The organism is Chryseobacterium echinoideorum (assembly GCF_007474535.1).
Lineage (GTDB): Bacteria > Bacteroidota > Bacteroidia > Flavobacteriales > Weeksellaceae > Chryseobacterium > Chryseobacterium echinoideorum.
Genome location: NZ_VKNW01000009.1, coordinates 136,339 through 160,950 on the forward strand (window position 1 = coordinate 136,339; position 24,612 = coordinate 160,950).

Consider the following 24,612-nt stretch of genomic DNA (forward strand, 5'->3'; position numbering starts at 1 on the left):
TCGAAATTTACTCAGGAGCTTTAAATATATTTTCATCCGAATGAAAACCTGCAACACCACCACTTACTGCAAATTTCATTGCTGTAGCGGCAGACATTCCTACGACAGGTTTGATATTTTTTTCTTCTGTAACAATTACCCAGCCCGAAATTGCATAAGAATGCGGAAGATAGACCGCTACATAATTGTGTTTGTCTACATCTGACATTTCTTTTTGTGTTAAAAATCCTATTCTCCAGATTTCAGGGTTCTCATTGGTTTTTACCCAAACCGGATGACTGAATTTTTTTTTGTCTCCGACAAACGAAGACATCACATCTTTTGTAGACGAATAAATATGTTTGATACCCGGCGTTTTTTCTAAAAGGCTGTCAACAGCATCTACAAAAAATCTTCCGACAACAAACTTGTTCCCCAAGTAGCCCAAAAGAGCTGTTACCAATAAAACCGAAATAAAAACCAGACCGGGAATCTGCCTTGCAACAGAAGGGATGATATTGTCGATAGAAGTGATGACAAAATAAATAACATAGATGGTAAGCCCGATGGGACCAATAATTACAAGTCCCTGAAAAAAGTTTTTCAGGAAAATACTGGTCATGGTTTCAAAAGTGGGCTTTCTCAATATTTTATCCGTGTATAGTTTCTTTATTCCCGTAAGACCTAATTATTTTTGCTTCATATTCCAGCCATTCTTCCCACCTTTTGTTTACCTGTTCCGGATTACCCAGCTGTCTTGCAAAACCGATAAATGTAGTGTAATGATTGGCTTCCGAAATCATCAATTCTTTGTAAAACTCTCTCAGCTCTTCGTCTTTGATGTTTTCTGTTAATACTTTAAATCTTTCGCAGCTTCTTGCTTCAATCATTGCTGCAAAAAGCATTTTATCAATTATTAAAGTATCTCTGTTGCCTCCTTTCTGGATAAAATTTACCAACTCATTTACATAATCGTCTTTTCTTGTGCGTCCGAAAGTATATCCTCTTTTTTTAATAATCTCATGAACCTGATTAAAATGATCAAGCTCTTCCTGCGCAATTGACAAAAGTTCGGTTACGATTTCGGGATATTCCGGAAGCATCGTAATCAATCCTATAGCGTTGGTGGCGGCTTTTTGCTCGCACCATGCATGATCCGTTAAAATTTCCTCAAGATTTCCTTCTGCAATATTTGCCCACCTCGGATCGGTAGGAAGTTTTAGCTTAAACATGACTTTAAAAATTTCTGTAAATTTAATTAAAATAAATATTCTTTAGATATGAATTTGATTTTCGTTGCCAGTTTAATTATCATCTTGGCATAAAGTTGGATTATGTTAAAAAATAACATTAAAATCATAAACTTATGAACACATCATTGATCACAAAAAAGCTGGAAAGATTTGCCGTTTGCATTCTTACCTTATTGACAGGATTTATTGCTTTTGCTCAGGAAGCTGTACCAAAAGTTGAAGTAACGACCAAAACTACAAAAACTGAAGAATGGTATACCAACCCGGTATATATTATTGTAGGAGCAATACTATTTATTGTATTAATCGCTGTTCTTATGCGTGGAGGAAGATCATCCAGCAGAGATTAATTTTTAATCTATTGAATTAAAAAAACTGATAACCGTCACAGTGTGGCGGTTATTTTTCGTAAAAATTCCAGAAACTTCCATCCGAAGCCATCAAACTTCTTCAAACCTTCAGCAATAATAAACGCAAAAACAACATTAATGATATAAATGATGATCATTAGAACCCACCAAGGCATCATTTCTTTTAACGGAACAACCAAGAAATACACCAAAGAAGAACTGATTCCCTGTGCGAAATAGAAAAATATAGCATTTTTCCCAATGTGGGTAATGAGATTTTCTTTCGCTATCTTCAGCCTGCTATAGAATACAAATAATGTTGTCAGCGAAAATAAAGTCCAGATAATATAAGGGGTTTTGGGCGGGAATTTTTGTTTATTAATTTTAAAGAAAATTTCATTTCCAAAATACCAGAACATCCAGATCAAAGCGGCAGCAACCAATCCGTAAAGCACAGGAATTGCTTTTGCGGGAATTTTTTTTCCTCTCATCTGATGAGCAACCAGAAAAATGATCATGTAAAATGTAATATAACCTACCTGACCGGAAGGATAGAATTGCGGGAAAATATTAAAAACTAATGTCAATGCAATACAGATTCCTATAAACCAATTGATATGTTTCGGAAAAAATCTCAGTATTAAAACCCCAAAAACCGTCAAAATAAAATAAACTTTCAAATACCAGAAACTGCCCATTACTACCGGAAATGTATCTGCGTTAGAATATTCATGCAAATACCAGTTTCCCAGGTTCTGCCATTGCGGAGTTGTTGAAATGCTTGTTGCAGCATATTTAGATCCGAAAGTAGAGTAGAAGTTCTGCAGCCATTCCAGCGAGAAAAATGTAAGCCCGAAAATTTTAAAGAAATAATCTAAAAAGAACAGCAATGTTACAAAAATCATGTAAGTAATCTGGAGCTTCAGCAAACGGTAGAAGGTTTTTTCAATATTTGATCCCGAAGTAATTCCGCTCAAGGCATAAAATAGCGCAACATCAAAAACCAAAGAAAAAACCCGCACTTCCGGAATAATATAAAACTGTCCCGACCAAAATGCCGTATGAATAAATATGATGGAAAGCGTTGCCAATCCTTTGGCAAAATCAATATAAAGATCTCTGTTCATCTTATTTTGGTAAATCTTGCATCACTTTTTCTAATTTATCATAATTGAAGAAGTAAAGACCTCCTTCCCATTTTGGTTTCGACTTTTTGTCAATTCCTCTCAATTCATTTTCAAAATATCTGGAATATTTCCATCGGGTATTTGAATTGTAGGCTTCGTTATTGATAGAATATAAAGGCTCTGTAAAAACTTCTGATCTTTGTTTTGTGGTTTCCTCCACGTGACCATACCCGTTCATTACCAAGAAAAGTTTGTAATTATTTTCTTTCGCAAACTTCTCGTAGTTGGACATAGGAAGACAATATTCTGACACACAGCCGTTGGTGAAAATGTATACAAGAGATTTCGGATGTTTTTTAAGCTCTTCTTTAAGCTGGTTTCCGGTTACTTTATATATATTTTGTGAATTTGTATTTTCAAAGTTTTGTAGCGTAACAATAGAATTTTGCTGTTCTCCGGAAAGTTTTTTATAATCGTTTGACCAGCCATATACAGTACATGAAGTAAGTGATAAAGAGAGTAAAATAGTTAAGATTATTTTCATAAATAAGTTTTTTCAAAAGTACAAATTAATTGCAATCAATTTAATTTCTATATTTGGAATATAAGTGATGTAGCCTGATTGTTTTATATAAGTTAATCTACAACGTTGACAATCTCTGAATTATTCTGTAGAATTTTAAGTGTTAACTAGGTGATAATGTCACAAAGTTTAAAGTATTTTGAAAAATATAATTTATTAAAAAATAGGAAAATAAATAATCAGCTTAAAATGAATCTGTAGAGAAAATAGAAAAATTCTCAAAATCACATTGTTAGTAAATAAAAAATCACTACATTTGCACCTCGAATTAACTAAAAATTTATAGACAATGTTTGCAATTGTAGAAATAGCAGGGCTTCAATATAAAGTTGAGCAAGACCAGAAGTTGTTTGTAAACCGTTTGAAAGGAGATAAAGGAGGAAAAGTATCTTTTGATAAAATTCTTCTTACTGTAAACGGAGCAATCACTGTAGGCGCCCCAGCTGTAAACGGAATCACTGTAGAGGCAGAGATCCTTGACCATGTAAAAGCTGATAAAGTAATCGTTTTCAAAAAGAAAAGAAGAAAAGGTTACGAAGTGAAAAACGGTCACAGACAATCTCTTACTCAGATCAAAATCACTGGTATTACAGGATTTGACGGAGCTAAAAAAGCAGAAAAACCTGCTAAAAAAACAACCAAAAAAGCTGACGCTGAAACAACTGAAAGCGCAGAGTAATTTAAACCAAAAAACCTTATAATAAAATGGCACACAAGAAAGGAGTTGGTAGTTCCAAAAACGGTAGAGAATCTCACTCTAAAAGATTAGGTGTGAAGATTTTCGGAGGACAAGAAGCTATTGCCGGAAACATCATCATCAGACAAAGAGGTACACAGCACCACCCAGGTGAAAACGTGGGTATGGGTAAAGACCACACTTTATTTGCATTGGTAGACGGTAAAGTAGTTTTCAGAAAGAAAGCAAACAACAGATCTTTTGTATCTGTAGAACCGAACGCTTAATCAAATCAGCGTTTCATATGGAATTCCCCTGAAAGCATAACTTTCAGGGGAATTTTTTTGCAATAATATTCTTGATTTATCATAAAAGAAAAGTCTGGTTTGTGCCAGACTTTTATGTTTAAAAAAGATGATTTTAGCCTTAATTCCGTTTTTTTACTTTCGCTTTTGCCTCTTTCACCTCATCTTTGATGTAAGGATATTTTTTCTGCATATCAGAAATCAAAGTAGGATCAAGCTCTAAAGCTTTCTGTAGAGATTCAATCCCTTTTTCTTTATCTTTCAGGTTGAGGTAGCAATTGCTCAGCTGATAAAATAGTTCTGCGCGATAATGATGTTTTATCGCCTGTTTCAGAACGGTTACTGATTCTTCATATTCTCCGACCAGCATCATTACTTCAGAATAAGCATACCAGTTGTAAAATCTGGAAGGTTCTGCATCCACAAGCTTTTTAAGACAAGTGAGACTTTCTTCAAATTTTCCTGCATCTATAAATAAAAATGCAAGCCTTTTCTGGTAGTCAAGATTATTTTCGTTCAGTAATGTTGCTTCTTTTGCAAAATGTAAAGCTTCCGGCATCCCTCCCATCTCTTCATACAGATAAGACTGTTCCATCATTGATAGATAAAACTGAGGGTCTTCTCTCAATGACTTCTGAAAAGAATTTAAAGCAACAATCGGCTGTTTCAGTGCCTTGTAGCATAATCCGATCTTATAGAATGTAAATGCTTTGGTATATTCCAGATCAAGCATTTCTTCATACACTTCTATCGCTTTCTGATATTGATTTAATGCTTCATAACACGCTGCTTTGCTTGCGTAAACTCCAACTGCGCTGGAATTGATTGCAAGCATATAATCAAAGCCTTTAATGGCTTCTTCATAATTTTTCCGGTTAAAATAATATTGTCCGTATTCACTCCATGCAATTTCTGAATAAGGGAAATCGTCAAGATAAGCATTCAGGAAAGCAATGGCTTCTTCGCTCTTGTTAAGATCATTAAAGCAAATCATCGCATTTTCTAACGAATATTCATCCATTGGATCTTCTTTCAAAGCTTGTTGATAATGTTTTAAAGCATTGAAAGGATCACCAAGATTTACATATTCATCTGCAATAAAATTATTGAGGAAATTTTGTTCCTCTTCCAGTTCTAATGCTTTTTTGCAAATTTCTATTGATCTCCTCGGATTTCCTAAATTAGAATAATATTTGGCGTAGCACACCAGAAAATCTGTATTTTCCATTGATGAGCCTTTCAGCTCGTTGATGAGCTCTTTCGCCATATTATAATCTTCCCATTCCAAAAGAACTTCAAGCTTTTTTATCTTGATGTCTAAAGAATTAGGGTGCAGTTTGAGACCGTAATTTACAGCCATATCGGCGTAATTAAAATCTCCCAACTCCAGATAATATACAATAATGTCTTCTAACTCTTCTGTATCAAAGTAGAATTCATCATTGTTTTCCATCATTTCCTCGAACTTTTTTACAAGTTCATTTCCAAAATATTCTTCCAATATAACGAGTTTTAAGATTTAAGATATGAGATATGAGATATACTAATCCCTGCTTCTGAAAATCTTAATGACTATAAATTTACTAATAATAATTTTTAAAATGATGAAAACTGATTGTATTTTTTCTTAAATCAAGCTATTGATTTTAGCGATCATTTCATCACCTATTTTGTCGGCTTCTTCCTGAGTTTTGGCTTCGGTATAAATTCTGATGATTGGTTCTGTATTCGATTTTCTGAGATGAACCCAATTGTTTTCAAAATCTATTTTTACACCATCTACCGTAGAAACCTCTTCATTTTGATATTCTTTTTCAACTTTAGTTAAAAGGTTATCCACATTTATTTCGGGAGTCAGTTCAATTTTCTTTTTCCCCATAAAATAGCTTGGATATCCTTCTCTTAGCTCGGAAACTGTTTTGTTTTCTTTTGCTAAATGTGTTAGAAATAAAGCAACTCCTACCAAAGAATCTCTTCCGTAATGCAAATCAGGATAGATGATTCCGCCATTTCCTTCACCACCGATTACGGCATTTTTTTCTTTCATTAGATTCACCACGTTTACTTCCCCTACCGCACTGGCAAAGTATTCCGAGTTATGCGATTGAGCCACATCTCTTAAAGCACGGCTTGAGGAAAGGTTGGAAATTGCGACGCCGTTTTTATTTTTCAGCAAATAATCAGCAACGGCAACCAAGGTGTATTCTTCACCAAACATTTCTCCTTTTTCATCAATCAAAGCCAATCTGTCAACATCCGGGTCTACTACAACGCCAAAATCAGCATTTTCTTTTTTCACTAACGCACAAATATCTCCTAAATGCTCCTTTAAAGGCTCAGGATTGTGAGGAAAATGTCCGTTAGGCTCGCAATACAGTTTTATAGTTTCACAACCCAGCTTATCTAAAAGCATCGGGATGGCAATTCCTCCGGTAGAATTTACGGCATCCAGAACAATTTTGTATTTTTTGGCTTTGATAGCTTCTGCATCTACCATTGGTAAATCTAAAATCTTCTGAATATGAATATCAAAAGCATCTTCTCTGGTTTCATATTTTCCGAGATCGTCTACTTCTGCATAATTGAAATCTTCGCTTTCAGCCAAAGCCAAAACTTCAGCACCATTTTCTCCGCTGATGAACTCTCCTTTTTCATTTAAAAGTTTAAGAGCATTCCATTGTTTCGGATTATGAGAAGCGGTTAAGATAATTCCGCCATCTGCATTCAGCTCCGGAACCATTACTTCAACAGTTGGGGTTGTGGAGAGACCTAAATCAATCACATTGATTCCCAATCCCTGTAAAGTTGCGGTAACCAGAGAATTAACCATTGATCCTGAAATTCTTGCATCACGACCGATGATTAGAGTTAAATCTTTTTTGTTTTTATTATTCTGAAGCCAGGTTCCGAAAGCGGAAGCAAATTTTACAATATCAAGCGGTGTCAAATTATCACCAACTTTACCACCAATCGTTCCACGGATTCCTGAAATACTTTTTATTAATGACATTATAGTTTATTATTATTTGAATTTGAGTTAATTTTTTGCAAAGATACTCAAATACCTAGAATTTGTAAGTTCGTAACTTTTTCTTTACCTAAAAGTAATTTTAATTTAAAAATAAGCTGGATTTTAGTTTTTTAGGGTTGGTTGTACAATATACTTAAACAAGTATCTGGGTTTTAAGAACAACCGCAATCTTTATCACAATTGCTTCTTTTGGAATTGAATTTTTTGGGTGAAAAATTTTCACGGATAATTCTATACAGAGAATAGCATGCGAAAATTACAATTAACGCTACAATAATGTATTGAAAGATTAATGAATTATCCATTTACTTTATAAGTTGATATACAATCATCGACACAAAATATGCCAAACCAGTCATCATGATTACCTGAAAACCTGTCCACTTCAAACTTTTTGTTTCTCTGTACACTACCGCAATCGTAGAAACACACTGCATCGCAAAAGCATAAAATAAAAGCACCGAAATTCCTGTTGCAAAACTAAAGACTTTTTCGCCATTAGGTTTTACATCATGTCTCATTTTATCAATTACTTTTCCTTCCGGAGCATTATCATCCAAGCTGTATAATGTAGACATTGTACCTACAAAAACTTCCCGTGCCACAAAACTTGTGAGAATTCCCACTCCCATTTTCCAGTCATAGCCGAGAGGTTCTATGGCAGGTTCTAATATTTTCCCCATTCTTGCCAAATAAGAATGATCTAGTGATACATCAGCTGCGACAAATTGTCCGGGCTTTTCTTTAGGACCAAAATAGCTCAGAAACCAAATGATAATGCTTACAATAAAAATTATTTTTCCGGCTCCGGTAATAAATTCCCATACTTTGCCTAAAACCAATTTGAAATCATATCCGAATAATGGCTTTTTGTAAGTTGGAAGATCCATTACCAAATATGTTTTCTTGTCTTCCTTAATGAAGTTTTTAAGTAAAAAAGCAGAAAACAAAGCAACAAAAAATCCTAGCAGATACATTCCCAAAAGCACCAAAGCTTTGTAATTTATTCCGAAAACGGTTTTGTCTGAAATGATCAATCCGATGATAATGCTGTAAACCGGAAGTCTTGCAGAGCAGGTCATAAAAGGTGTCACCAAAATGGTCAATAATCTTTCCTTTAAGTTCTCGATATTTCTTGTTGAGATTACAGCGGGAATCGCACATGCGGTTCCGGAAACCAAAGGCACAATACTTTTTCCGTTTAATCCGAATGGACGCAGGATTCTATCCATCAGGAAAACGACTCTTGCCATATATCCCGAATCTTCCAGAAGATAAAGAAAATACAGCAAAATCCCGATTTGAGGAGCGAAAATGATAATTCCGCCTAATCCGGGAATAATTCCCTTAGAAACCAGTGAATTGACAGGGCCTTCGGGAAGATGAGTTGCTGAAGTTTCTGAAAGCCAGGCAAAAAGTGCGTCAATCCAATTCATAGGATATTCTGCAATAAAGAAAACACTCTGAAAGATAATTAAAAGTACCAGTAAAAAGAAAAAATATCCTAAAACAGGATGTACCAGAATTTTATCCAGCTTTTCGGTAAGAAGTTCTTTAAACTGAGCCTTTTTAGAAATAACTTCAGAAAGGATCTCGTCTATATTCTGATAACGTCTCACTGTTTCCTGTACCTGTAGTCTTTTAGGGTTTAGTTTTTTATCCTGCTCGCCACTTTTTGCTAAAGTTATTTTGAGCCAGTCCTGGTAAGTATTTTCTGACATCTTATCCTGATGTTCTACAGGAATGCTGAAAACAGGATTTTCAGTTTTGGTAAAATCATTATTAAAAACAGCTTGTTTTATGGCTTCGATGCCTAACTGTTCTTTTGCATTGGTTTTAATGATTTTTATATTGAGTTTTTCAGATAATTTATCTGCATCAATATAAATTCCTCTTCTTTCCGCCTGATCTATCTGATTGAGAACTAAAACCATTGGGATTCCCAAATCCTGTATCTGCTGGAAAAGCAAAAGACCTCTCTTAATGCTTAAAGCTTCGAGGATATAGATGATACCGGAATATTTATTCTGATTGTCAATTAAATATTTAGAAAAAATAGCCTCATCTTCTGAACTTGGGTATATGCTGTAAGATCCGGGCAGATCTATTATTTCAACCTCTTCATTTTGGTATGAATATCTTCCGGAATGACTGGAAACAGTAACGCCTGCATAATTTCCGGTTTTTTGTTTTTTATTGGAAAGAGCATTAAAAAGAGTAGACTTTCCGACGTTTGGATTTCCTACTAATAGAATTTGTTTTTGATTATTTTCCCGCATCTGTCAATTCTTCTACAGTGATAAAATCTGCTTCTTCACGGCGAAGAGCAATCCTACTTTTTTCTTCCCCAAACTCCACATAAAGAGGTCCGCCGAAAGGAGCCTGATAAAGAATTCTGAAAGTAGTATGAGGAAGTAGCCCCATTTCTATAATCTTCACAGGCATATCCATTCCGTCGTTATCATAACCGGTAATTTTCCCCAATTTGTTTTTGGGAAAGCTGCTAAGATTGTGTAATGAAATATCCTGCAAAGCCAAAAATTTTGACTGCAAATATACGCTATTTAAATTTAATCTAAATAATGAAATTCATAAATAAACCCAAATACGAGAAGTATTTGGGCTTATCTAAATATAGTTTAGTTAAAATGAATGTTATTTTTTACTTTTATCCGGACCTAAGTTCTCAACTTCTCCTACAGAAACTTTTCCATAAGCGGGCTCAATAGGATTATCATTGGAATTATAAAAATCTTTGTAATCTTTTTCTTGTTTCTTCATCATATCTCCGATAGTTCCGTCCATCCCCGGAATTGTTTTAGAAAGCATTTCCTGAGTCATCATTGGTCTTACCGTTGCAAAGGGATCTTTTTTAAATTCAGCAAATTTCTTTTCAAACTTATCTCTCGGCAATTCATTTACTTTCCCCCCTTTCGCCTGCATTAGATTTTCGATGTAAGAATATTCAGTATAATCATTTACTTTTTTGTTCCCTTGTAAAACCCATGAGTAATTTTTTCCGTCATCTTCGATTTTTACAATAAGACCAGGAAGTCCTGAGAATTTGTAAGGACCATCCTGAAAAGGAATATCCGAGCTGAACCAGGCTGTCCATTTTCTTCCTCCAAATTCTGTAGTCGCTTTTTGAGTGTTATACTCACCAATTTTCTGTTTTTCATTTAAAATTTTCCATTTAAATTTAGGCTCTTCATTATAACCAATGTTCGCCGGAGTAAACCCACTTGCAATTTTTTCAACGAACTGGACTTTCATACTCGGGTAAGTTTTATAAACCCTTGCAGAAATTTTTGGCTGTTTCAAAGATTTAGAGAGATCTTTCATAATTCCTGCTTTTTGCATTGCTTCAATCTCAACTTTCATGATTGAGTCTTGGGCAATGATTGTGTAATCCTGATAAATAGACCTGTTTTTGTCTGTAATATCTAAAATGGTGATTACTTTATCTATTTTGGTAGAATCTTGTTTAGGTTTAAAGGTCAATTCATAAAAAAACCTGTTTGCAGTTTCCTGTGCGTTTGAGATGGCAAAAACAGCAATAAATAAGAATGATAGTATGTTTTTCATAAAAGGTATTTATTTAAGAATATAAGGAATTACAGTTATTCATTTGTGCTTATTAAAATCATTCAATTTATGTAGATTTTAATATTTCAATTTTTAATAATTAGTTGGGATTATATAAAAAATGTTACATTTTTTTTGAATTATTTTTTGAATGAATATTAAAAAAGCCAATCCTGAAGATTGGCTTTCTGTTTTATTTGAAGTTAAATTTAACGGTAAACATTACCTGACTTGGGCGTATTTGCACCCTCGTATATCTTACTGCGTTTTGTGAGGCTAAAATATCATAGGTTTCAAAAACTTTTCTGTTGGCAATATTCATCCATTTTAATTCGAAATCTATTTTTTTGCTTGCCCATGAAAACTGATAGGATAGATCGTAAAAAGCATTATCAAATTTTCTTTCACCATCACTAGAATTTACCTGATCCCATGTAAAGCCTATTGTGTGGTTTTCTAAAGGATATAGAAAGGCAGCAAGGTTATGATTGAAGCCTTTGTTTGTTGCAAGTCTCCCATTAGGAAGACCAATGTTTTCTTGTTTGTTGGAAGTGAAATTGACGTTGTAATCCACGCTCAACCAACTAAAATAAGTGTTGTTAAATTTTAGACCATAAGATTGGTTTGTATTTTGACTCTCAAATTGTACATTATCCAAGAATGCGTCTGAAACAGTGTAAGAATTTCGGTAATTGACTGACATATTGGTTTTATATTTAGGAAAATATTTTCCTACTTCTCCACTAAAACTATTTGTTGCAGACTTATTATCCTGATTTTTATACTGTATTAATGTAAAACCGGTACTTCTATCTAAGATAGGGGATGACAAAAGATTTCTTTTGGTATCGCTTATTCTATAATTTACATTAAAGAATAAATTATTTAAAGGATTTCTATATTCTATTCTTGATCCTACGCTTTTAGTGTTAACTTCAGGAATAGGATTATTTGCATCCATCACATTAAATCCTGCAGGACTTGTTAGTAAATATCCTGCATATGCAGTCTGAATATCACCAAAGTTGTAATTGATATTTCCATTTAAACTTGCTTTCCAGAAAGAGGCAAAACTATACTGGACAAAAGTATTAGGAGTAAAAGTAGTTTTTTCTAAAGATTTTGAAACGCCCCTCATATCATCTTCTGCCTGAATACTGTTAAAATTTACGGGTACATTAGCAAATAGACTCCATGCGTCATTTTTATAATTTATCCCAAGAGATGCAGAGGGCGCAAGCTCAGTAAATTTCAAATTATTTTCGTAAGCAGGACTACTGAAATCAGGTTGGTTAAGAACTGTTACACCATCAAAATTTGTAAGTAATTTATTTGAGGAGTAATCTACTCCAATTTGTGGTGTAAATGTCCAGCCTTTTGCTGTAAAACTAACGTTTGCTGAATGTGAGGTCACTAAAGTCTTAATGTTAAAATTCTGAACAGCTCTTGTGTCTGGAGCAAAATTGATGATTCCAAATTCGTCCGGATCATTTTCATCTGCTTTAGGAAGTAAGTATGGGAATTGTAAATAATTTGCCGGTGTAATTGATAATGTTTGATTATCATTTTGATAACTTACATAAGATTTAAAGTTTACCATTTTTTCTTTCCACGGAATAATTGAACTCAATGAATTTTGGAAAGATGATGTAGGGGACTCTAGTGACTGATCTCCAATTCTGCCAACTCTTTTTGCAAAAGCTCTGTCAGCATTCCAAAACTGCGAGAATGTTGTTACATTTTTGAAAAATCCTTTTTTTGCATTTTTTGTAAAAATAAGTTCGCCTTTTAATTTATCAGTATAGAAATTATTTCTAGTAGATGTTGTGATGGTTGAACCAGGTTGATTAGCTGTTCCAGCAAAAATAGTTTCAACATTATCTTCCCTTTCCACCGCATTATTAGTGTAATTAGCACTGGTTTTCAGTTCCCATTCCTGCTTTTTGTCAATATTGGTGAGGTAATTGGCAGACAAATAATGAACATTATTGAATAAATATCTTCTTACCGGAAGATTAGGAACACTTGCATTTTCTACACTTAGCCAATTATTCTGTCCTATGTTGCTTCTTCTTCCTTCCCATGAGCTTCCAAAACCAATAATGTTTCCTTCATTTTCTACCTGTTCTCCCATATTGTTGGTCTTGTAATTGAGAACCCACTGCTGTTTTTTACTGAAAAACATGGGGGTGAGTTTCACATTCCATAACCAGGGATCACCAAAACCGCTTCCAACCTCGCCTCTTCCTGTCATCGTAACCGATTTTTTAAGCTTAATATTAAGGGCTGCTGCATCGGAAGGAATTTTTCCCTGCAGCATTTTTACAGGCTGATGGTTTTCCAAAACTTCAACTTTTGCTACTGCATCTTTTGGAAGCGAATTATTAATTGTTCCGTAACCTCCTTCCATTAAATCTTTTCCTTCCACGTAAAATTTATTGATGGGATTCCCTTGATAAAGAACCGTACCGTCGGTTTTCACTTCAATTCCCGGAATTTTTTTCATTACATCAGCAAGTGTCCGGTCATTTTTACTGTCGAATGCTTTAAGATCGTAAGAGATCGTATCTCCGCGAGCGGTAATCATTTTAGTTTTCAGCTGTACTTCTTTGATCTCTGTAGCTTCCGGCTGAAGCTTAAAGCTAAGATTCTGGCTGGTGTTGCTGATTTGTTTGGTAAGAGATTTTTGGTTAAAAGCTTTTACCTTAAGATCTACATTGGGTTCTGATGAAGTAAATGTTACCTTATATTCACCTTTAGAATTGGTAATTCCGTAGGCCAAAATGGCATCTTTTCCGGGTTCTTCAATCGTTACACTTGCGCTTGGAATGGCTATGCCATCTTCATCGGTAATTTTTCCTGTAACAGTCTTCTGTGCAAACGTGATGACAGAGAAAAAAAACATCAGGAAAAGGGAGATTTTTATTTTCATATGTAGATTTTATTCTTTTATAGTTTAGCTTCCGTTCTTGGCTTTTTCAATTCTTTGCAGGATCACATTTTTGTGATTTTTAAAAAGTTTCAGATCTTTAGCTTCGATTAATTAGTGAGAAGTATTCATTTTTTGTTACACTTATTCGAGAGATTATTTCTAAATTTTCACCAAAACAAAAAAATATCACTACAAATATAGTGATAAATTATTTGTCCCGGATTGTTGTTTTAATTTGAATTTTTTTCACAAAAAACTAATTCTTTGAAAGATCAGTTAATAACAAAAACTCGCTTTAATATATTCTGAAAAATTAAGTCGATGATTGTTTAAACATTTATTATTCAAGAGGCTTTAGTTCTAAAGGATTGTTATACATTTTCTTCAGTTTTTCTAATGCTTTTTCCAGATTTCTTTTATCTTCTCCTTCGATACCGTCAAAAGCAGCCATTGTAAAATCCATATTGTATTTTGCTTTCAAATACTTTTCTTTTGGAAAGTTTTTGTATTCGCCCAGATTAAAAGCAAAAGTTTTGGTGTGTTTTTCAATTTTTGAAGCGGTAAAATGATAATCATCTCTCGTGTCATACAATTCCAGAATAAGTCCCGGAAGACCAGTAAATTTGTATGGTCCCAAAGACTGCGGGTAATCTCGTGAGAAATAGGCAATCCACCTTCTGCCGTATTTGTTGGTTGCTGCCATTTGGCATTTAATTCCGTTGATCATTTTCGTTTCAGAATACAGCATCCATTTGAGGTCGATTTTTTCCTGATACCTGAGCTTGGCTTCAACTGCAGTCACATAGATGTTGGTAACACCGTCTTTTCTGATCAGTCTTTCTTCAAAATAATCACTTATCGCCTGCGTATCTATCCCCGAAGGGATGTATTGTTTTGTGTCATTCAAATAATTCTGACCTGCCGCAAAATAATAATCTTTAGAATTGCCGATCAGTATGAATTTTTGGTAGTGACTATATTTTTCTCCCAATTGCAGTTTGGAGTCGTAAGTAACTTTTATGGTTGGCTCAATTGTTATTTTCTGAGAAAAAACATGGATAACCGTAAACACCATGAATACTAAAAGTGTTTTTTTCATATAGGAATATTTTATTTTTTCTGATGATGTCTTTCGCTTTTTTATTGTTATTTGATCAAAGCTTTTTTATTGTTTTTTTATAAAAGGCGGAGTTTCCTCCGCCACATTAGTAATTTTAAGCGTTCACATTAGTGCTAAGGATTACTTTTACCTTTGTACCACATTCCGATTCATTCATTTTTTCAATAGCTGCAGCTATTTGAGCTGTTGTGTAATGATCTGCGAATGATGTAGTGTGAGCTACGCCGCAGGTAGATGTCCAAGTTGCCACCTTCCTTGCAAATCCGAGTACTGATATGCCTAAGAAGGCACAGAAAAATATTTTTTTCATAATTAATACAATTTTTAAAGTTAAAATAATTTTTTCCCTACCTGTACAGTTTTGCCTAGAATAAAATGTACAGACAGGATGATGCATCATTTGACAATAAAAAAGAAATACACTTACAACAGATTGTCGTAAAACGTTTGCGAACTTCTCATCTGTGTCATGGTACAAACTTAGAAAATTTATTCTGTGAAAAGTGCAAAAGAAATTCAGCAAATTTTGATGTTTTTTTTCACAAGAAAATTTTCACCGGATAATTTGTTTTTTTTTACTTTAGCAAAAAATATTTTTTTTCATCATTTGCGTTTTTTAATTCCCTGTAATTTTTACGGGGAATTTTGTTTTTAATCGTTCAAAAGTTTAATTTTAACCTATATTGAATAGGGCAATGACTGGCAAGAGTGGTTTTGCAGTAATAATTATTTAAAAGAAAATTCTCTAATCTGAAAAGTTTTTACATGGATATTGGTTGATAATTATTTCTCATTAGAAATTAATTCTTTTGAAAATTATCTAATAATTGAGTAGTAAATTTTCTTCCTATTGAATTCTTCCTGTCTATGTAAGAAAGCAACCAGACAGGCAATTGAACCAATAAATAATAAAACCCAGAATAACCCCTTCAAAAAACCAATTAACCCTCAATATTTTCAAATATTTTTACAATTTAATATTAAAATATAGGGGTAGATCAATTTCAAATATATTTTTTGTTTAAATTTGCAATATAAAACCAAACCTAATATGTCAACCTTAAGATTTAAAGCGTTAGAAACTTTACCATTCAAGGACTTTAGAAAAGATAATTCTGTTGAAGTTCCTGTGAAATTATCAGAATTATTTTGTCAGAATGTTTTCTCAGAAGAAACAATGAGAGAATATTTAACGAAAGAAGCGTTCCAGTCTATTATGGATGCTGTGAAAAAAGGAAGCAAAATCCAAAGACACATTGCAGATCAGGTTGCCGTAGCAATGAAAGATTGGGCAATGAGCAAAGGAGTAACTCATTATACACACTGGTTTCAGCCTTTAACAGGATCTACTGCAGAAAAGCACGACTCATTCTTTACTCCGATTGAAGGCGGAAGAGCCATCGAAAGATTCAGCGGAAATTTATTGATCCAACAGGAGCCGGATGCATCTTCTTTCCCGAACGGAGGTATTAGAAACACTTTTGAAGCAAGAGGTTACACCGCATGGGATCCTACATCTCCGGCTTTTATTATGGGAACCACATTATGCATCCCTTCCATTTTCATTTCTTATACAGGAGAAACTTTAGACTATAAAGCACCTCTTTTAAGAGCTTTGAACGCTGTAGACGAAGCTGCGACCAACGTAATGCAGTATTTCGATAAAAATGTATCAAAAGTAACTCCTACTCTAGGGTGGGAACAGGAATATTTCTTGGTAGATTCTGCATTATACCAGTCTCGTCCGGATTTAGTTTTAACCGGCAAGACTTTGTTAGGACATTCTCCTGCAAAAGGGCAGCAATTGGACGACCATTATTTCGGATCAATTCCTACACGAGTAATGAATTTTATGAAAGAATTGGAAGTTGAATGCATGAAATTGGGTATTCCTGTAACAACAAGACACAATGAGGTAGCTCCCAACCAATTTGAGCTGGCTCCAATGTTTGAAGAAGTGAATGTTGCTGTTGACCACAACTCTTTATTGATGGACGTTATGGCGAGAACTGCTCACAGACACCATTTCCACATTTTATTTCACGAAAAACCTTTCGCAGGAGTAAACGGAAGCGGAAAGCATAACAACTGGTCTTTGGCAACCAACACAGGAGAGAACCTTTTGAGCCCTGGAAAAAATCCTAAGAAAAACTTACAGTTTTTAACATTCTTCGTCAATACAATCAAAGCAGTTCACGAATATGCAGATCTTTTAAGAGCAAGCATCGCTTCTGCAAGCAACGATCACAGATTAGGTGCAAACGAAGCTCCACCGGCAATTATTTCTGTATTTATCGGAAGCCAGCTGTTCAGAGTCTTGGAAGAGCTTGAAAAAGTAACGGAAGGCAAACTTTCTCCGGACGAAAAAACAGATTTAAAACTAAATGTGGTAGGAAAAATACCTGAAATCTTGCTGGACAATACCGATAGAAACAGAACTTCACCATTTGCATTTACAGGAAATAAATTTGAAATCAGAGCGGTAGGATCTTCTGCAAACTGCGCAGAATCTATGACCGTAATGAATACGATTGCTGCAAAACAATTAAACGACTTTAAAAAAGAAGTAGATGCTTTAATTGAAAAAGGACTGAAAAAAGACGAAGCCATCTTCAATGTATTGAGAGAATATATCAAAAAGTGTAAAAACATCATGTTTGAAGGTGACGGATATTCTGATGACTGGGCTCTGGAAGCTGAAAAAAGAGGTCTTAACAACTTAAAAACTACTCCGGAAGCTCTTAAACAGGAAATGGACGAAAAATTCCTTGCTCTATATGAGGAAATGGGAATTTTCACCCACAGAGAAGTAGAAGCAAGAAACGAAATAAAACTAGAAAAATATTCTACCGTTATTGATATTGAGGCAAGAGTACTAAGTGACATCGCAAGAAACCACATCATTCCTTCTGCTTTAAATTATCAGAACAGACTGATCGAAAACGTAAAAGGACTAAAAGAAATATTTGGAGATAAAGAATTCAGACCTTTAGCAAAAGAACAAATGAGTCTGATTACAAGTATTTCTGAAAACATTTCTAAAATGAAGCTGGGTGTTGAAGATCTTATCAAAGCAAGAGAAACTGCGAAAGCAATAACAGATAGCCAAAAACAGGCAGAAGACTACTGCAACAAAGTGAAACCTTTATTCGATATCATCAGAGATGCTTCTGATGATCTTGAAATGATGATAGATGATGAACTTTGGCCAATGACAAAATACAGAGAAATGTTATTCACGAGATAACATCTGTAAAGTTCCATATTAGTGAGAGTTCTCCGGGTTTTCCGGGGAACTTTTTTGTTAAAACCAATTTATTATTTGATGGAATAAAATATTACGATTCGTAATAAACGGAATAGAAACAATCTATTTTGTTAAAAAATCTTAATAAAAAAAACCGCGGAATTACCATAAATGGGAGCCTGCGGTTTATTTTCTTTTAACATACATAAAAAATATGTTAAAATGTGTTAAATCAAGAACCTGACAATACTCATATACAGGAGCTTTTACTAGGAATATCTACTTTTGTATTGCTTTAAAGAAATAAATATTCCTTTTTAACACGGATAATAAAATTTATATGAAGAAAAGAGTTTTGTTTTATTTAGTTGCTTTTGTTTCAACATTATCATTACAATCTTGCGTTACCAACTATGTGGTATCTAAACCAGCAACCTTCGCTAAAGAGTACAAAACAGATGCCAAACTTGCTGCAGTAGATATTCAATTAGAAAAAGATAAAAAATTGCTAATCAGTTCTTTTGTTTCTGAAAAAGCAGCCGCTTTATCGAATGCTAAAAATTCTTTGAAGAGTTTAGAAATTGCAAAAGCAATCAAGCATAGTAAAACAATTGATAATATTTTAGCTGAAGCTTCTACTTATTTGGGAACTCCTTACAGATACGGAGGAACTACCAGAAACGGTATAGATTGCTCAGCATTTGTTCTTTCAGTATTCGGAGCCGCTGCAGGTCTTAGTCTGCCAAGAGTGGCTGCATCTCAGGCTCAGGAAGGAGAAAGTGTAGATAAAGAAAACCTACAGAAAGGTGATTTGATTTTCTTTTCTCACGGCAGAAGAATATCTCACGTAGGAATTGTAGAAGAAGTTACCGAAGAAGGAGAAATTAAATTTATTCACGCCGCAACTTCTAGAGGAGTCATGATTTCTTCGCTGAACGATTCTTATTGGGGACCTAAATATAGATTTGCCAAAAGAGTCATTAATGAGAACGGAGAAAATTATAATACCCTTGCATCTGCATCTGGATTTTAGTCTTAAATAATTGATTATATAAATAAAGCCATCAGTTTTTGATGGCTTTAATTTTTTATTTAGAAGAAATAACAATTTGAATTAGTTGTTTTTATCAATTTTAATATCGAAGGAGTGTAGAAGACCAGAAATTCCGGAAAGTGAAAACTGAGCATTTTTAAGCTTATTTCCGATAGGATTAATGATATAATTAAAGGAATCTCTGAGATCTGCATTTTCCAGATTGGTTTGATCGAAAACGGCTCCGCTTAAATCACAATTCAAGATAATAGAACCCGAAATATTTGCTTCGGAAAAATCTACTCCATTGAGCTTTGAATTTCTAAAAATTGTTTTTCTGATATCAGCCTGATAAAAGATTGAATGATCTAAAATACAGTCTTCAAATTGAAAAGACATCCCGAATTTATTGCAGTCATTGAAAGACATCCCGAACATTTTACAGTTTCTAAAAACAACATCGCGAAAAGCAGTTCCAATAAGTTTTGTCATGCTTAAATTACTTTCGATAAATTCGCAGCCAGTAAATTTAAAACCTGAAAGATTTGCATATTCAAAATTACAGTTCCGGAAAATACAGTTTTCATATTCGCCAGCTTCTAAAAGCTTCTGTTCGAGATCAATGTTTTTAAAGGTCTTATCTGTAACATAAGTTTGTTTCATAACTGTTTGTGATTTTATGGAACTTTAAATTGAGAAATTTTTATCAAAGAAATTTTCAGATATGGACGCACTTATTGTTTTGATACTTACACCAAGCTGTTTTTATCTGCGTAATTTAACTTAAAAAAGATAAATGTCATGATTGAAAATGCAAGCAAAGAACTACCACCATAACTGAAGTAAGGCAAAGGAATACCCACCGTTGGAAAAAGCCCCATTACCATTCCTAAATTGATGGAAAAGTGCATGAACAGGATAGATGCAAAACAATATCCAAAAACTCTGTTAAACACCGATTTTTGCTGCTCTGAGAGATAATAAATTCTTCCAATGTAGATGAGATAAAAAAGTACCAGAATTGTACTGCCCAAAAAGCCCCATTCTTCACCTACCGTACAAAAAATATAGTCGGTTTCCTGCTCCGGGACAAATTTACCCTGCGTAACAGAGCCTTCTCTATAACCTTTTCCTGTAAGTCCACCAGATCCGATGGCTGTTTTAGAATATAATAAATTATAACCGGATGTGTCTCTGAATTCTTTTTCACCTTTATATAAAACCTCTACTCTTTCCTGCTGGTGTTTTGGTAATTTCTCAAAAATGATAGGCGAAATGAAAGACAAAGCCGCCAATCCCAAAACTACCGCAACGCCAGGTAACAAATTATAAACATTTTTGCGAAGAAATGCAGCATTAAAAAGAAACCAAAGCAAACCTATGATAATGATAAATACAGTAAAATACCATAGACTCCATCCTAAAGGATCATTAAGATAATTGGCAATTAGAAAAACCGATGCGAAAAGTGTCCCGATTAAAAAAAGTTTCCCACTAAGCCCTTCCCTGTATAATGCTATGAAAAATGCCGTAAAAACGAGTAAAGAACCAACATCCGGAATTGACAGTACAACTACTGCTGGAATAGCAATAATACCTAAAACGGTCATTAAAGACTTTCTGTTGCTGAGATTAAATTCTGCTCCGGAAACGTAATTTGCTAACATCAGCGCAACTCCGATTTTGGAAAATTCTACAGGCTGCATTGTAAAGCTTCCGAACTTATACCAGTTTTTCTGTCCCAAAATTTCTGTTCCAAAAACGTGCAGACCTGCAAGCATCAACACACCGCCAATATAAATGATGCCCGACATATTCTCAAAAAATTTACTTCTGCTAAAAAAAATAACAATTCCTATAAAAATAGAAATCCCGAAAAACAAAAGCTGCTTTTTACCCAGCCCTTCATCAACACTATAAATGTTGGCAATAGCGAAAATACAGAGCAAGAAATAAAGACCCAGCCCAAGTTTATCTATTCCTTCTGTCCATTTCATTGTTTTAGGGTTTTTGGTGATTGAGACTTTAATTTTTTCTGTAAATCTTCTTTCTTTTTCTTCACCTGATTTAGGCTGTCCTGTATTCTTTTAAGCTTTAATGAGTCCGGCTTTGGCTCTTTATAAAGTCCTTTTCTTTTAAGATCGGCAATCCACTGTCTTTTATATTCCGGCATAAAGCTGGATGTCACCATTTTTTTATACAGATGTTCTCTTTTGAGATCCCCCATAATGTATTTTTCAGCAATAACCGTAGACGCAGGACCTGCCCATGTTGCCCCAAAACCGGCGTGTTCCATTACAGCAACTACAACAATCTTTGGTTTATCTGCAGGGGCAATCAATACAAAAATTGAGTTATCTTTTCCTTGCGGAACCTGTGCAGTTCCGGTTTTTGCTAATTGTGTAAAATCGTTTGACTTCAATCCCCTTGCTGTTCCGGCGAGAACCACTGCCTCCATTCCTTTCAGTACAGGATCAAAATGTTTCTTATCTACTAAAGTCTGATGCCTCTTCTTAAATCTTGGATCCGGATTTGGCTTTCCGTCAATAGATTTTACGATGTGGGGGGTATAATACCAGCCTTTATTTGCAATTGCTGCTACATAATTGGCAAGCTGAATGGGAGTAACCAGTACATCTCCCTGTCCCATTCCGTTGTAGATAGCCCCGGTTGACATTTCGTCCCAGTCTTTAAAATCCTTTCTTTTGGAGCCGCTGGCTTTCATAATTGCTTTGAATCTTCTTTCGTAAAAATCTCCGGAAGGAATTCTTCCTTTTGCTCCAACAGCAAAATCGTTATTCAGAAATTCACCAACCCCGAAGCTGCTCATGATTTTCTTCCATTCATCAACACCACGTGAAGGATTTCCGGGATATTTTTTAATTATCTTAATGAAAGCATAAGTAAAAAAACAGTTACTGGAAACCTGAATAGAAGGAATAAGCGGATCTGCGCCGCCATGTCCTTTAATTCTTTTTCCTTTATAATAAAATCCACCTCCGCACGGAAAAATAGTATTTTCATCCATCACGCCCATTTGCATTGCTGCCAAAGCAGTCAATAATTTAAAGGTTGATCCGGGAGGATAAGCTGCCTGTAAAGAACGGTCAAAAGTGGGCTTATTTTCGTAAATGGTATCTTTTGATAAAGCGTAAAGGTTTTTAGACTTGTTAGGCCCTGTAAAAAGATTGGGGTCAATGTCAGGTCCTGTTGCTGCCACCAAAACCTCACCGTTGTTAGGATCAAGAGCTACAATTGCCCCGTGTTTGTTCACCAGCATTTCTTCTGCCATTCTCTGCAGATCATAGTCTATAGTTAACGTAATATCTTTTCCTGTTACGACATCACGATCCAGCGTGCCGTTTTTGTACGGACCAACATTTCTCAGCTTGATATCTTTCTGAATATATTTGATACCCTTTATTCCTCTCAATTCTTTTTCATAAGATTTTTCCACGCCTGTTTTCCCAATGAGATCTCCCGGGAGATAATAGGTGGAATCTTTCTTGATTTCACGATCGTTAACTTCACTGGTATATCCCAATAAATTCCCTGAAGTAGAAACCTCATATTGTCTCTGAGGACGCTGAACGATATTGAATGCCGGATATTTGAAAATTATTTCCTGTACTCTTGCAATGTCTTCTCTGCTCAAATCTTTCAGAAAAGTCATTGGGGTGAGTTTGGAATAATATTTTTCGGTCTTAATTTTATTAATCCTGTTGATAAAATCCTTCTCTGTAATTTTAATTAAATTACAAAAAGCTGTAGTATCAAAATCCGGCTTCATCAATGCCTGAGTAAAAGACATTTCGTAAGCAGGCTGATTTCCGACCAAAATTTTACCGTTTCTGTCGAATATAACACCTCTCTGCGGAATAACGTATTCAGTCTTAATGGAAGTATTGGCAGCATTAAGTGCATACCGATCGGTAAATAGTTGCAAATAAGAAAGTCTTGCTATAAAAATTACAGCAATGATAATAAGAATGGATAAGATTTTTAAATGACGTGGGTTCAAACTTTTTGTTTGATTTTAAAGATTAATGCGTAAATAATGATAAATATAAAGGAAATACCTGTAGTTACCAACACATTAAGCAAGATTTCAAAAACTCTGCTGAATTTAAAGAACTCAATATACTGCACAAAAAGCTGATGCAGAAAAATACTTGACAACAAAAAAAGCAAAAACTGTGACCATTGTAAGGACTGAAAAGAGAAAAAATCTGTGGAAGTATCTGTGGAAGTACGAAAAATTAAAGTCCTGAAATAAGCAATGAATGTTGTGGCAAAAGCATTAATACCTCCCGTATTTAGAAAAGTATCAATGACAAGTCCTATCAAAAAACTTAAAGCCAGAAACTGAAATTTATTTCTGAAAAAGGGATAAAACATAACAAATACAGGATAGAGAACTGGTGTATATTGACCGAATATCACAATCCTATTCAAAACAAAAATTTGTAATGAAACCAGAAAAGCCATTATCAAAATATCGGTAAATATAGTTCTGCTAATCATGTTCTTTTTTTATTACAGCTTGCATGGTATCCTGTATTTTCTGAACCTCAGCTTTTTTTAGGTTTTTTACTACATACACTTTATTGAGCGCACCCATTTTTTCACTAAGCTCCACAGAAATATCCCAGAAACCTGTTTTATTATCTACGGAATAACCTGCAATTGTCCCGATCATCACCCCTTTAGGGAAAATAGCAGATTTGCCGTCGGTTTCAATGGTGTCTCCTATCTTGAGAGAGACATATTTAGGAACATCGGATAGGTGCATAAGACGGGAGTTTTCTCCTCTCCATGTCAGTGTTCCGAAATATCCTGAATTTTTTAAAGCGGCATTAATCCTGATTTTATTCACACTTAGAACCGACTGAACCAATGCATAACTGTCGGTAGAGTTGATCACAATTCCGGCAATCCCTTTAGGCGCCATTACCCCCATCTGCGGAAAAACGCCGTCTCTTCTCCCTCGATTGATGGTAAAATAATTGTCTCTCCTGTTGATGCTGTTGAAAACAATTTCTCCGTCAACAAAAGTATAAATCTGTCCGCCACCCAGAGTATCGTGGACCTTTCTAAATTGCGGATAATTTGCTCCTCTTTTTCCGTAAAGCTCTATCATTAGTGCCTTATTCTGAGCAACAAGATCTTCGTTGGTTTTTTTCAGTTTTAAATAAGAAACGCCTTCATCAATATACCCAGAGACTCTGGAATTGAACGCCGCAGTTTGTCCGGCAAGCCAGGATTTCTGCATTGCATTTTTAGAAAATATCAGAACAATCGCAATAATTTGCAGGAAAATAAAGAATACAAAAAGCGCATTCTTAGAAAATAATCTCAGCAAAAATCCCATTCCGATAAAAAGTCGTAAAA

22 protein-coding genes are annotated in these 24,612 nt (G+C 34.6%); 5 read left to right on the plus strand and 17 right to left on the minus strand.

Annotated features, from left to right (window positions below; genetic code table 11):
• Window positions 1-7: 7 nt before the first annotated feature.
• Together FOL89_RS12885 and miaE are read right to left on the minus strand one after the other, a co-directional pair.
• Window positions 8-625 (minus strand): DUF502 domain-containing protein, encoded by a 618-nt coding sequence (locus tag FOL89_RS12885; protein ID WP_144283205.1) that lies wholly within the window; start codon window positions 623-625, stop codon window positions 8-10.
• 4 nt (window positions 626-629) lie between these two features.
• Window positions 630-1,211 carry a tRNA-(ms[2]io[6]A)-hydroxylase gene (miaE, locus tag FOL89_RS12890; RefSeq protein ID WP_144283206.1) on the minus strand — a complete coding sequence of 194 codons (582 nt, stop codon included), beginning with the start codon at window positions 1,209-1,211 and terminating at the stop codon, window positions 630-632.
• A 134-nt stretch (window positions 1,212-1,345) separates the two neighbouring features.
• On the opposite strand from miaE, the gene FOL89_RS12895 reads away from it, so the two are divergent.
• Entirely contained in the window at window positions 1,346-1,582 is a 237-nt protein-coding gene (locus tag FOL89_RS12895) for a hypothetical protein (RefSeq protein ID WP_144283207.1), read from the plus strand.
• A gap of 35 nt (window positions 1,583-1,617) precedes the next feature.
• Here the strand turns inward: FOL89_RS12895 and FOL89_RS12900 are convergent, their stop codons facing one another.
• Both FOL89_RS12900 and FOL89_RS12905 read right to left on the minus strand, forming a co-directional pair.
• A complete protein-coding gene (locus FOL89_RS12900) occupies window positions 1,618-2,709 on the minus strand; it encodes an acyltransferase family protein (protein WP_144283208.1) in 1,092 nt (363 codons plus the stop codon).
• 1 nt (window position 2,710) lies between these two features.
• The gene (locus FOL89_RS12905) at window positions 2,711-3,253 is read right to left on the minus strand and encodes a hypothetical protein (RefSeq protein ID WP_144283209.1); all 543 of its coding nucleotides are present in this window, start codon (window positions 3,251-3,253) and stop codon (window positions 2,711-2,713) included.
• A gap of 328 nt (window positions 3,254-3,581) precedes the next feature.
• On the opposite strand from FOL89_RS12905, the gene rplU reads away from it, so the two are divergent.
• Window positions 3,582-3,971: a 50S ribosomal protein L21 gene (rplU, locus tag FOL89_RS12910; RefSeq protein WP_089745877.1), complete on the plus strand. Its 390-nt coding sequence runs from the start codon at window positions 3,582-3,584 to the stop codon at window positions 3,969-3,971.
• 26 nt (window positions 3,972-3,997) lie between these two features.
• The gene (rpmA, locus tag FOL89_RS12915; RefSeq protein ID WP_007842221.1) at window positions 3,998-4,255 is read left to right on the plus strand and encodes a 50S ribosomal protein L27; all 258 of its coding nucleotides are present in this window, start codon (window positions 3,998-4,000) and stop codon (window positions 4,253-4,255) included.
• 139 nt (window positions 4,256-4,394) lie between these two features.
• On the opposite strand, the gene FOL89_RS12920 is transcribed toward rpmA, so the two are convergent.
• The 8 genes from FOL89_RS12920 to FOL89_RS12955 all read right to left on the minus strand — a co-directional run bounded on the left by FOL89_RS12920 (window position 4,395) and on the right by FOL89_RS12955 (window position 15,251).
• The gene (locus FOL89_RS12920) at window positions 4,395-5,774 is read right to left on the minus strand and encodes a tetratricopeptide repeat protein (protein ID WP_144283210.1); all 1,380 of its coding nucleotides are present in this window, start codon (window positions 5,772-5,774) and stop codon (window positions 4,395-4,397) included.
• 126 nt (window positions 5,775-5,900) lie between these two features.
• Complete coding sequence (glmM, locus tag FOL89_RS12925) at window positions 5,901-7,283, minus strand: phosphoglucosamine mutase (RefSeq protein WP_144283211.1); 1,383 nt, start codon at window positions 7,281-7,283, stop codon at window positions 5,901-5,903.
• Between the two features lie 326 nt (window positions 7,284-7,609).
• Complete coding sequence (feoB, locus tag FOL89_RS12930; RefSeq protein ID WP_144283212.1) at window positions 7,610-9,583, minus strand: ferrous iron transport protein B; 1,974 nt, start codon at window positions 9,581-9,583, stop codon at window positions 7,610-7,612.
• Window positions 9,570-9,836 carry a FeoA family protein gene (locus FOL89_RS12935; protein ID WP_144283286.1) on the minus strand — a complete coding sequence of 89 codons (267 nt, stop codon included), beginning with the start codon at window positions 9,834-9,836 and terminating at the stop codon, window positions 9,570-9,572. The genes feoB and FOL89_RS12935 overlap by 14 nt, the downstream gene beginning before the upstream one ends.
• Window positions 9,837-9,959: 123 nt before the next feature.
• Complete coding sequence (locus tag FOL89_RS12940; protein ID WP_144283213.1) at window positions 9,960-10,889, minus strand: GLPGLI family protein; 930 nt, start codon at window positions 10,887-10,889, stop codon at window positions 9,960-9,962.
• Between the two features lie 193 nt (window positions 10,890-11,082).
• Window positions 11,083-13,821: a TonB-dependent receptor gene (locus tag FOL89_RS12945; protein ID WP_144283214.1), complete on the minus strand. Its 2,739-nt coding sequence runs from the start codon at window positions 13,819-13,821 to the stop codon at window positions 11,083-11,085.
• A gap of 340 nt (window positions 13,822-14,161) precedes the next feature.
• Window positions 14,162-14,920 (minus strand): GLPGLI family protein, encoded by a 759-nt coding sequence (locus FOL89_RS12950; protein ID WP_144283215.1) that lies wholly within the window; start codon window positions 14,918-14,920, stop codon window positions 14,162-14,164.
• A 115-nt stretch (window positions 14,921-15,035) separates the two neighbouring features.
• Window positions 15,036-15,251: a hypothetical protein gene (locus tag FOL89_RS12955; RefSeq protein WP_144283216.1), complete on the minus strand. Its 216-nt coding sequence runs from the start codon at window positions 15,249-15,251 to the stop codon at window positions 15,036-15,038.
• A 741-nt stretch (window positions 15,252-15,992) separates the two neighbouring features.
• Here FOL89_RS12955 and FOL89_RS12960 point away from each other — a divergent pair.
• Window positions 15,993-18,188, plus strand: coding sequence for a glutamine synthetase III family protein (locus tag FOL89_RS12960; protein WP_144283217.1), 2,196 nt, complete (start codon window positions 15,993-15,995; stop codon window positions 18,186-18,188).
• Between the two features lie 340 nt (window positions 18,189-18,528).
• Window positions 18,529-19,221, plus strand: a complete 693-nt coding sequence (locus FOL89_RS12965; protein WP_144283218.1) for a C40 family peptidase — start codon at window positions 18,529-18,531, stop codon at window positions 19,219-19,221.
• Between the two features lie 81 nt (window positions 19,222-19,302).
• Here the strand turns inward: FOL89_RS12965 and FOL89_RS12970 are convergent, their stop codons facing one another.
• The 5 genes from FOL89_RS12970 to mreC form a co-directional block, all read right to left on the minus strand.
• A complete protein-coding gene (locus FOL89_RS12970; protein ID WP_144283219.1) occupies window positions 19,303-19,884 on the minus strand; it encodes a pentapeptide repeat-containing protein in 582 nt (193 codons plus the stop codon).
• 86 nt (window positions 19,885-19,970) lie between these two features.
• Window positions 19,971-21,218: a rod shape-determining protein RodA gene (rodA, locus tag FOL89_RS12975; protein WP_144283220.1), complete on the minus strand. Its 1,248-nt coding sequence runs from the start codon at window positions 21,216-21,218 to the stop codon at window positions 19,971-19,973.
• Window positions 21,215-23,242, minus strand: coding sequence for a peptidoglycan D,D-transpeptidase FtsI family protein (locus FOL89_RS12980; RefSeq protein ID WP_144283221.1), 2,028 nt, complete (start codon window positions 23,240-23,242; stop codon window positions 21,215-21,217). Before FOL89_RS12980 ends, rodA begins: the two co-directional genes overlap by 4 nt.
• Window positions 23,239-23,745, minus strand: coding sequence for a rod shape-determining protein MreD (locus FOL89_RS12985; protein ID WP_144283222.1), 507 nt, complete (start codon window positions 23,743-23,745; stop codon window positions 23,239-23,241). Before FOL89_RS12985 ends, FOL89_RS12980 begins: the two co-directional genes overlap by 4 nt.
• Complete coding sequence (gene mreC, locus FOL89_RS12990; RefSeq protein WP_144283223.1) at window positions 23,738-24,592, minus strand: rod shape-determining protein MreC; 855 nt, start codon at window positions 24,590-24,592, stop codon at window positions 23,738-23,740. The genes FOL89_RS12985 and mreC overlap by 8 nt, the downstream gene beginning before the upstream one ends.
• Window positions 24,593-24,612: the final 20 nt, after the last annotated feature.

What these genes read in the sequence shown, in the direction of transcription:
- FOL89_RS12985 (WP_144283222.1), bottom strand. Translation starts at nt 23,745, where the DNA reads ATGATTAGCAGAACTATATTTACCGATATTTTGATAATGGCTTTTCTG.
- rodA (WP_144283220.1), bottom strand. Translation starts at nt 21,218, where the DNA reads ATGAAATGGACAGAAGGAATAGATAAACTTGGGCTGGGTCTTTATTTC.
- FOL89_RS12970 (WP_144283219.1), bottom strand. Translation starts at nt 19,884, where the DNA reads ATGAAACAAACTTATGTTACAGATAAGACCTTTAAAAACATTGATCTC.
- mreC (WP_144283223.1), bottom strand. Translation starts at nt 24,592, where the DNA reads ATGGGATTTTTGCTGAGATTATTTTCTAAGAATGCGCTTTTTGTATTC.
- feoB (WP_144283212.1), bottom strand. Translation starts at nt 9,583, where the DNA reads ATGCGGGAAAATAATCAAAAACAAATTCTATTAGTAGGAAATCCAAAC.
- FOL89_RS12955 (WP_144283216.1), bottom strand. Translation starts at nt 15,251, where the DNA reads ATGAAAAAAATATTTTTCTGTGCCTTCTTAGGCATATCAGTACTCGGA.
- FOL89_RS12905 (WP_144283209.1), bottom strand. Translation starts at nt 3,253, where the DNA reads ATGAAAATAATCTTAACTATTTTACTCTCTTTATCACTTACTTCATGT.
- FOL89_RS12950 (WP_144283215.1), bottom strand. Translation starts at nt 14,920, where the DNA reads ATGAAAAAAACACTTTTAGTATTCATGGTGTTTACGGTTATCCATGTT.
- FOL89_RS12965 (WP_144283218.1), top strand. Translation starts at nt 18,529, where the DNA reads ATGAAGAAAAGAGTTTTGTTTTATTTAGTTGCTTTTGTTTCAACATTA.
- glmM (WP_144283211.1), bottom strand. Translation starts at nt 7,283, where the DNA reads ATGTCATTAATAAAAAGTATTTCAGGAATCCGTGGAACGATTGGTGGT.
- miaE (WP_144283206.1), bottom strand. Translation starts at nt 1,211, where the DNA reads ATGTTTAAGCTAAAACTTCCTACCGATCCGAGGTGGGCAAATATTGCA.
- FOL89_RS12945 (WP_144283214.1), bottom strand. Translation starts at nt 13,821, where the DNA reads ATGAAAATAAAAATCTCCCTTTTCCTGATGTTTTTTTTCTCTGTCATC.
- rplU (WP_089745877.1), top strand. Translation starts at nt 3,582, where the DNA reads ATGTTTGCAATTGTAGAAATAGCAGGGCTTCAATATAAAGTTGAGCAA.
- FOL89_RS12900 (WP_144283208.1), bottom strand. Translation starts at nt 2,709, where the DNA reads ATGAACAGAGATCTTTATATTGATTTTGCCAAAGGATTGGCAACGCTT.
- FOL89_RS12960 (WP_144283217.1), top strand. Translation starts at nt 15,993, where the DNA reads ATGTCAACCTTAAGATTTAAAGCGTTAGAAACTTTACCATTCAAGGAC.
- FOL89_RS12940 (WP_144283213.1), bottom strand. Translation starts at nt 10,889, where the DNA reads ATGAAAAACATACTATCATTCTTATTTATTGCTGTTTTTGCCATCTCA.
- rpmA (WP_007842221.1), top strand. Translation starts at nt 3,998, where the DNA reads ATGGCACACAAGAAAGGAGTTGGTAGTTCCAAAAACGGTAGAGAATCT.
- FOL89_RS12895 (WP_144283207.1), top strand. Translation starts at nt 1,346, where the DNA reads ATGAACACATCATTGATCACAAAAAAGCTGGAAAGATTTGCCGTTTGC.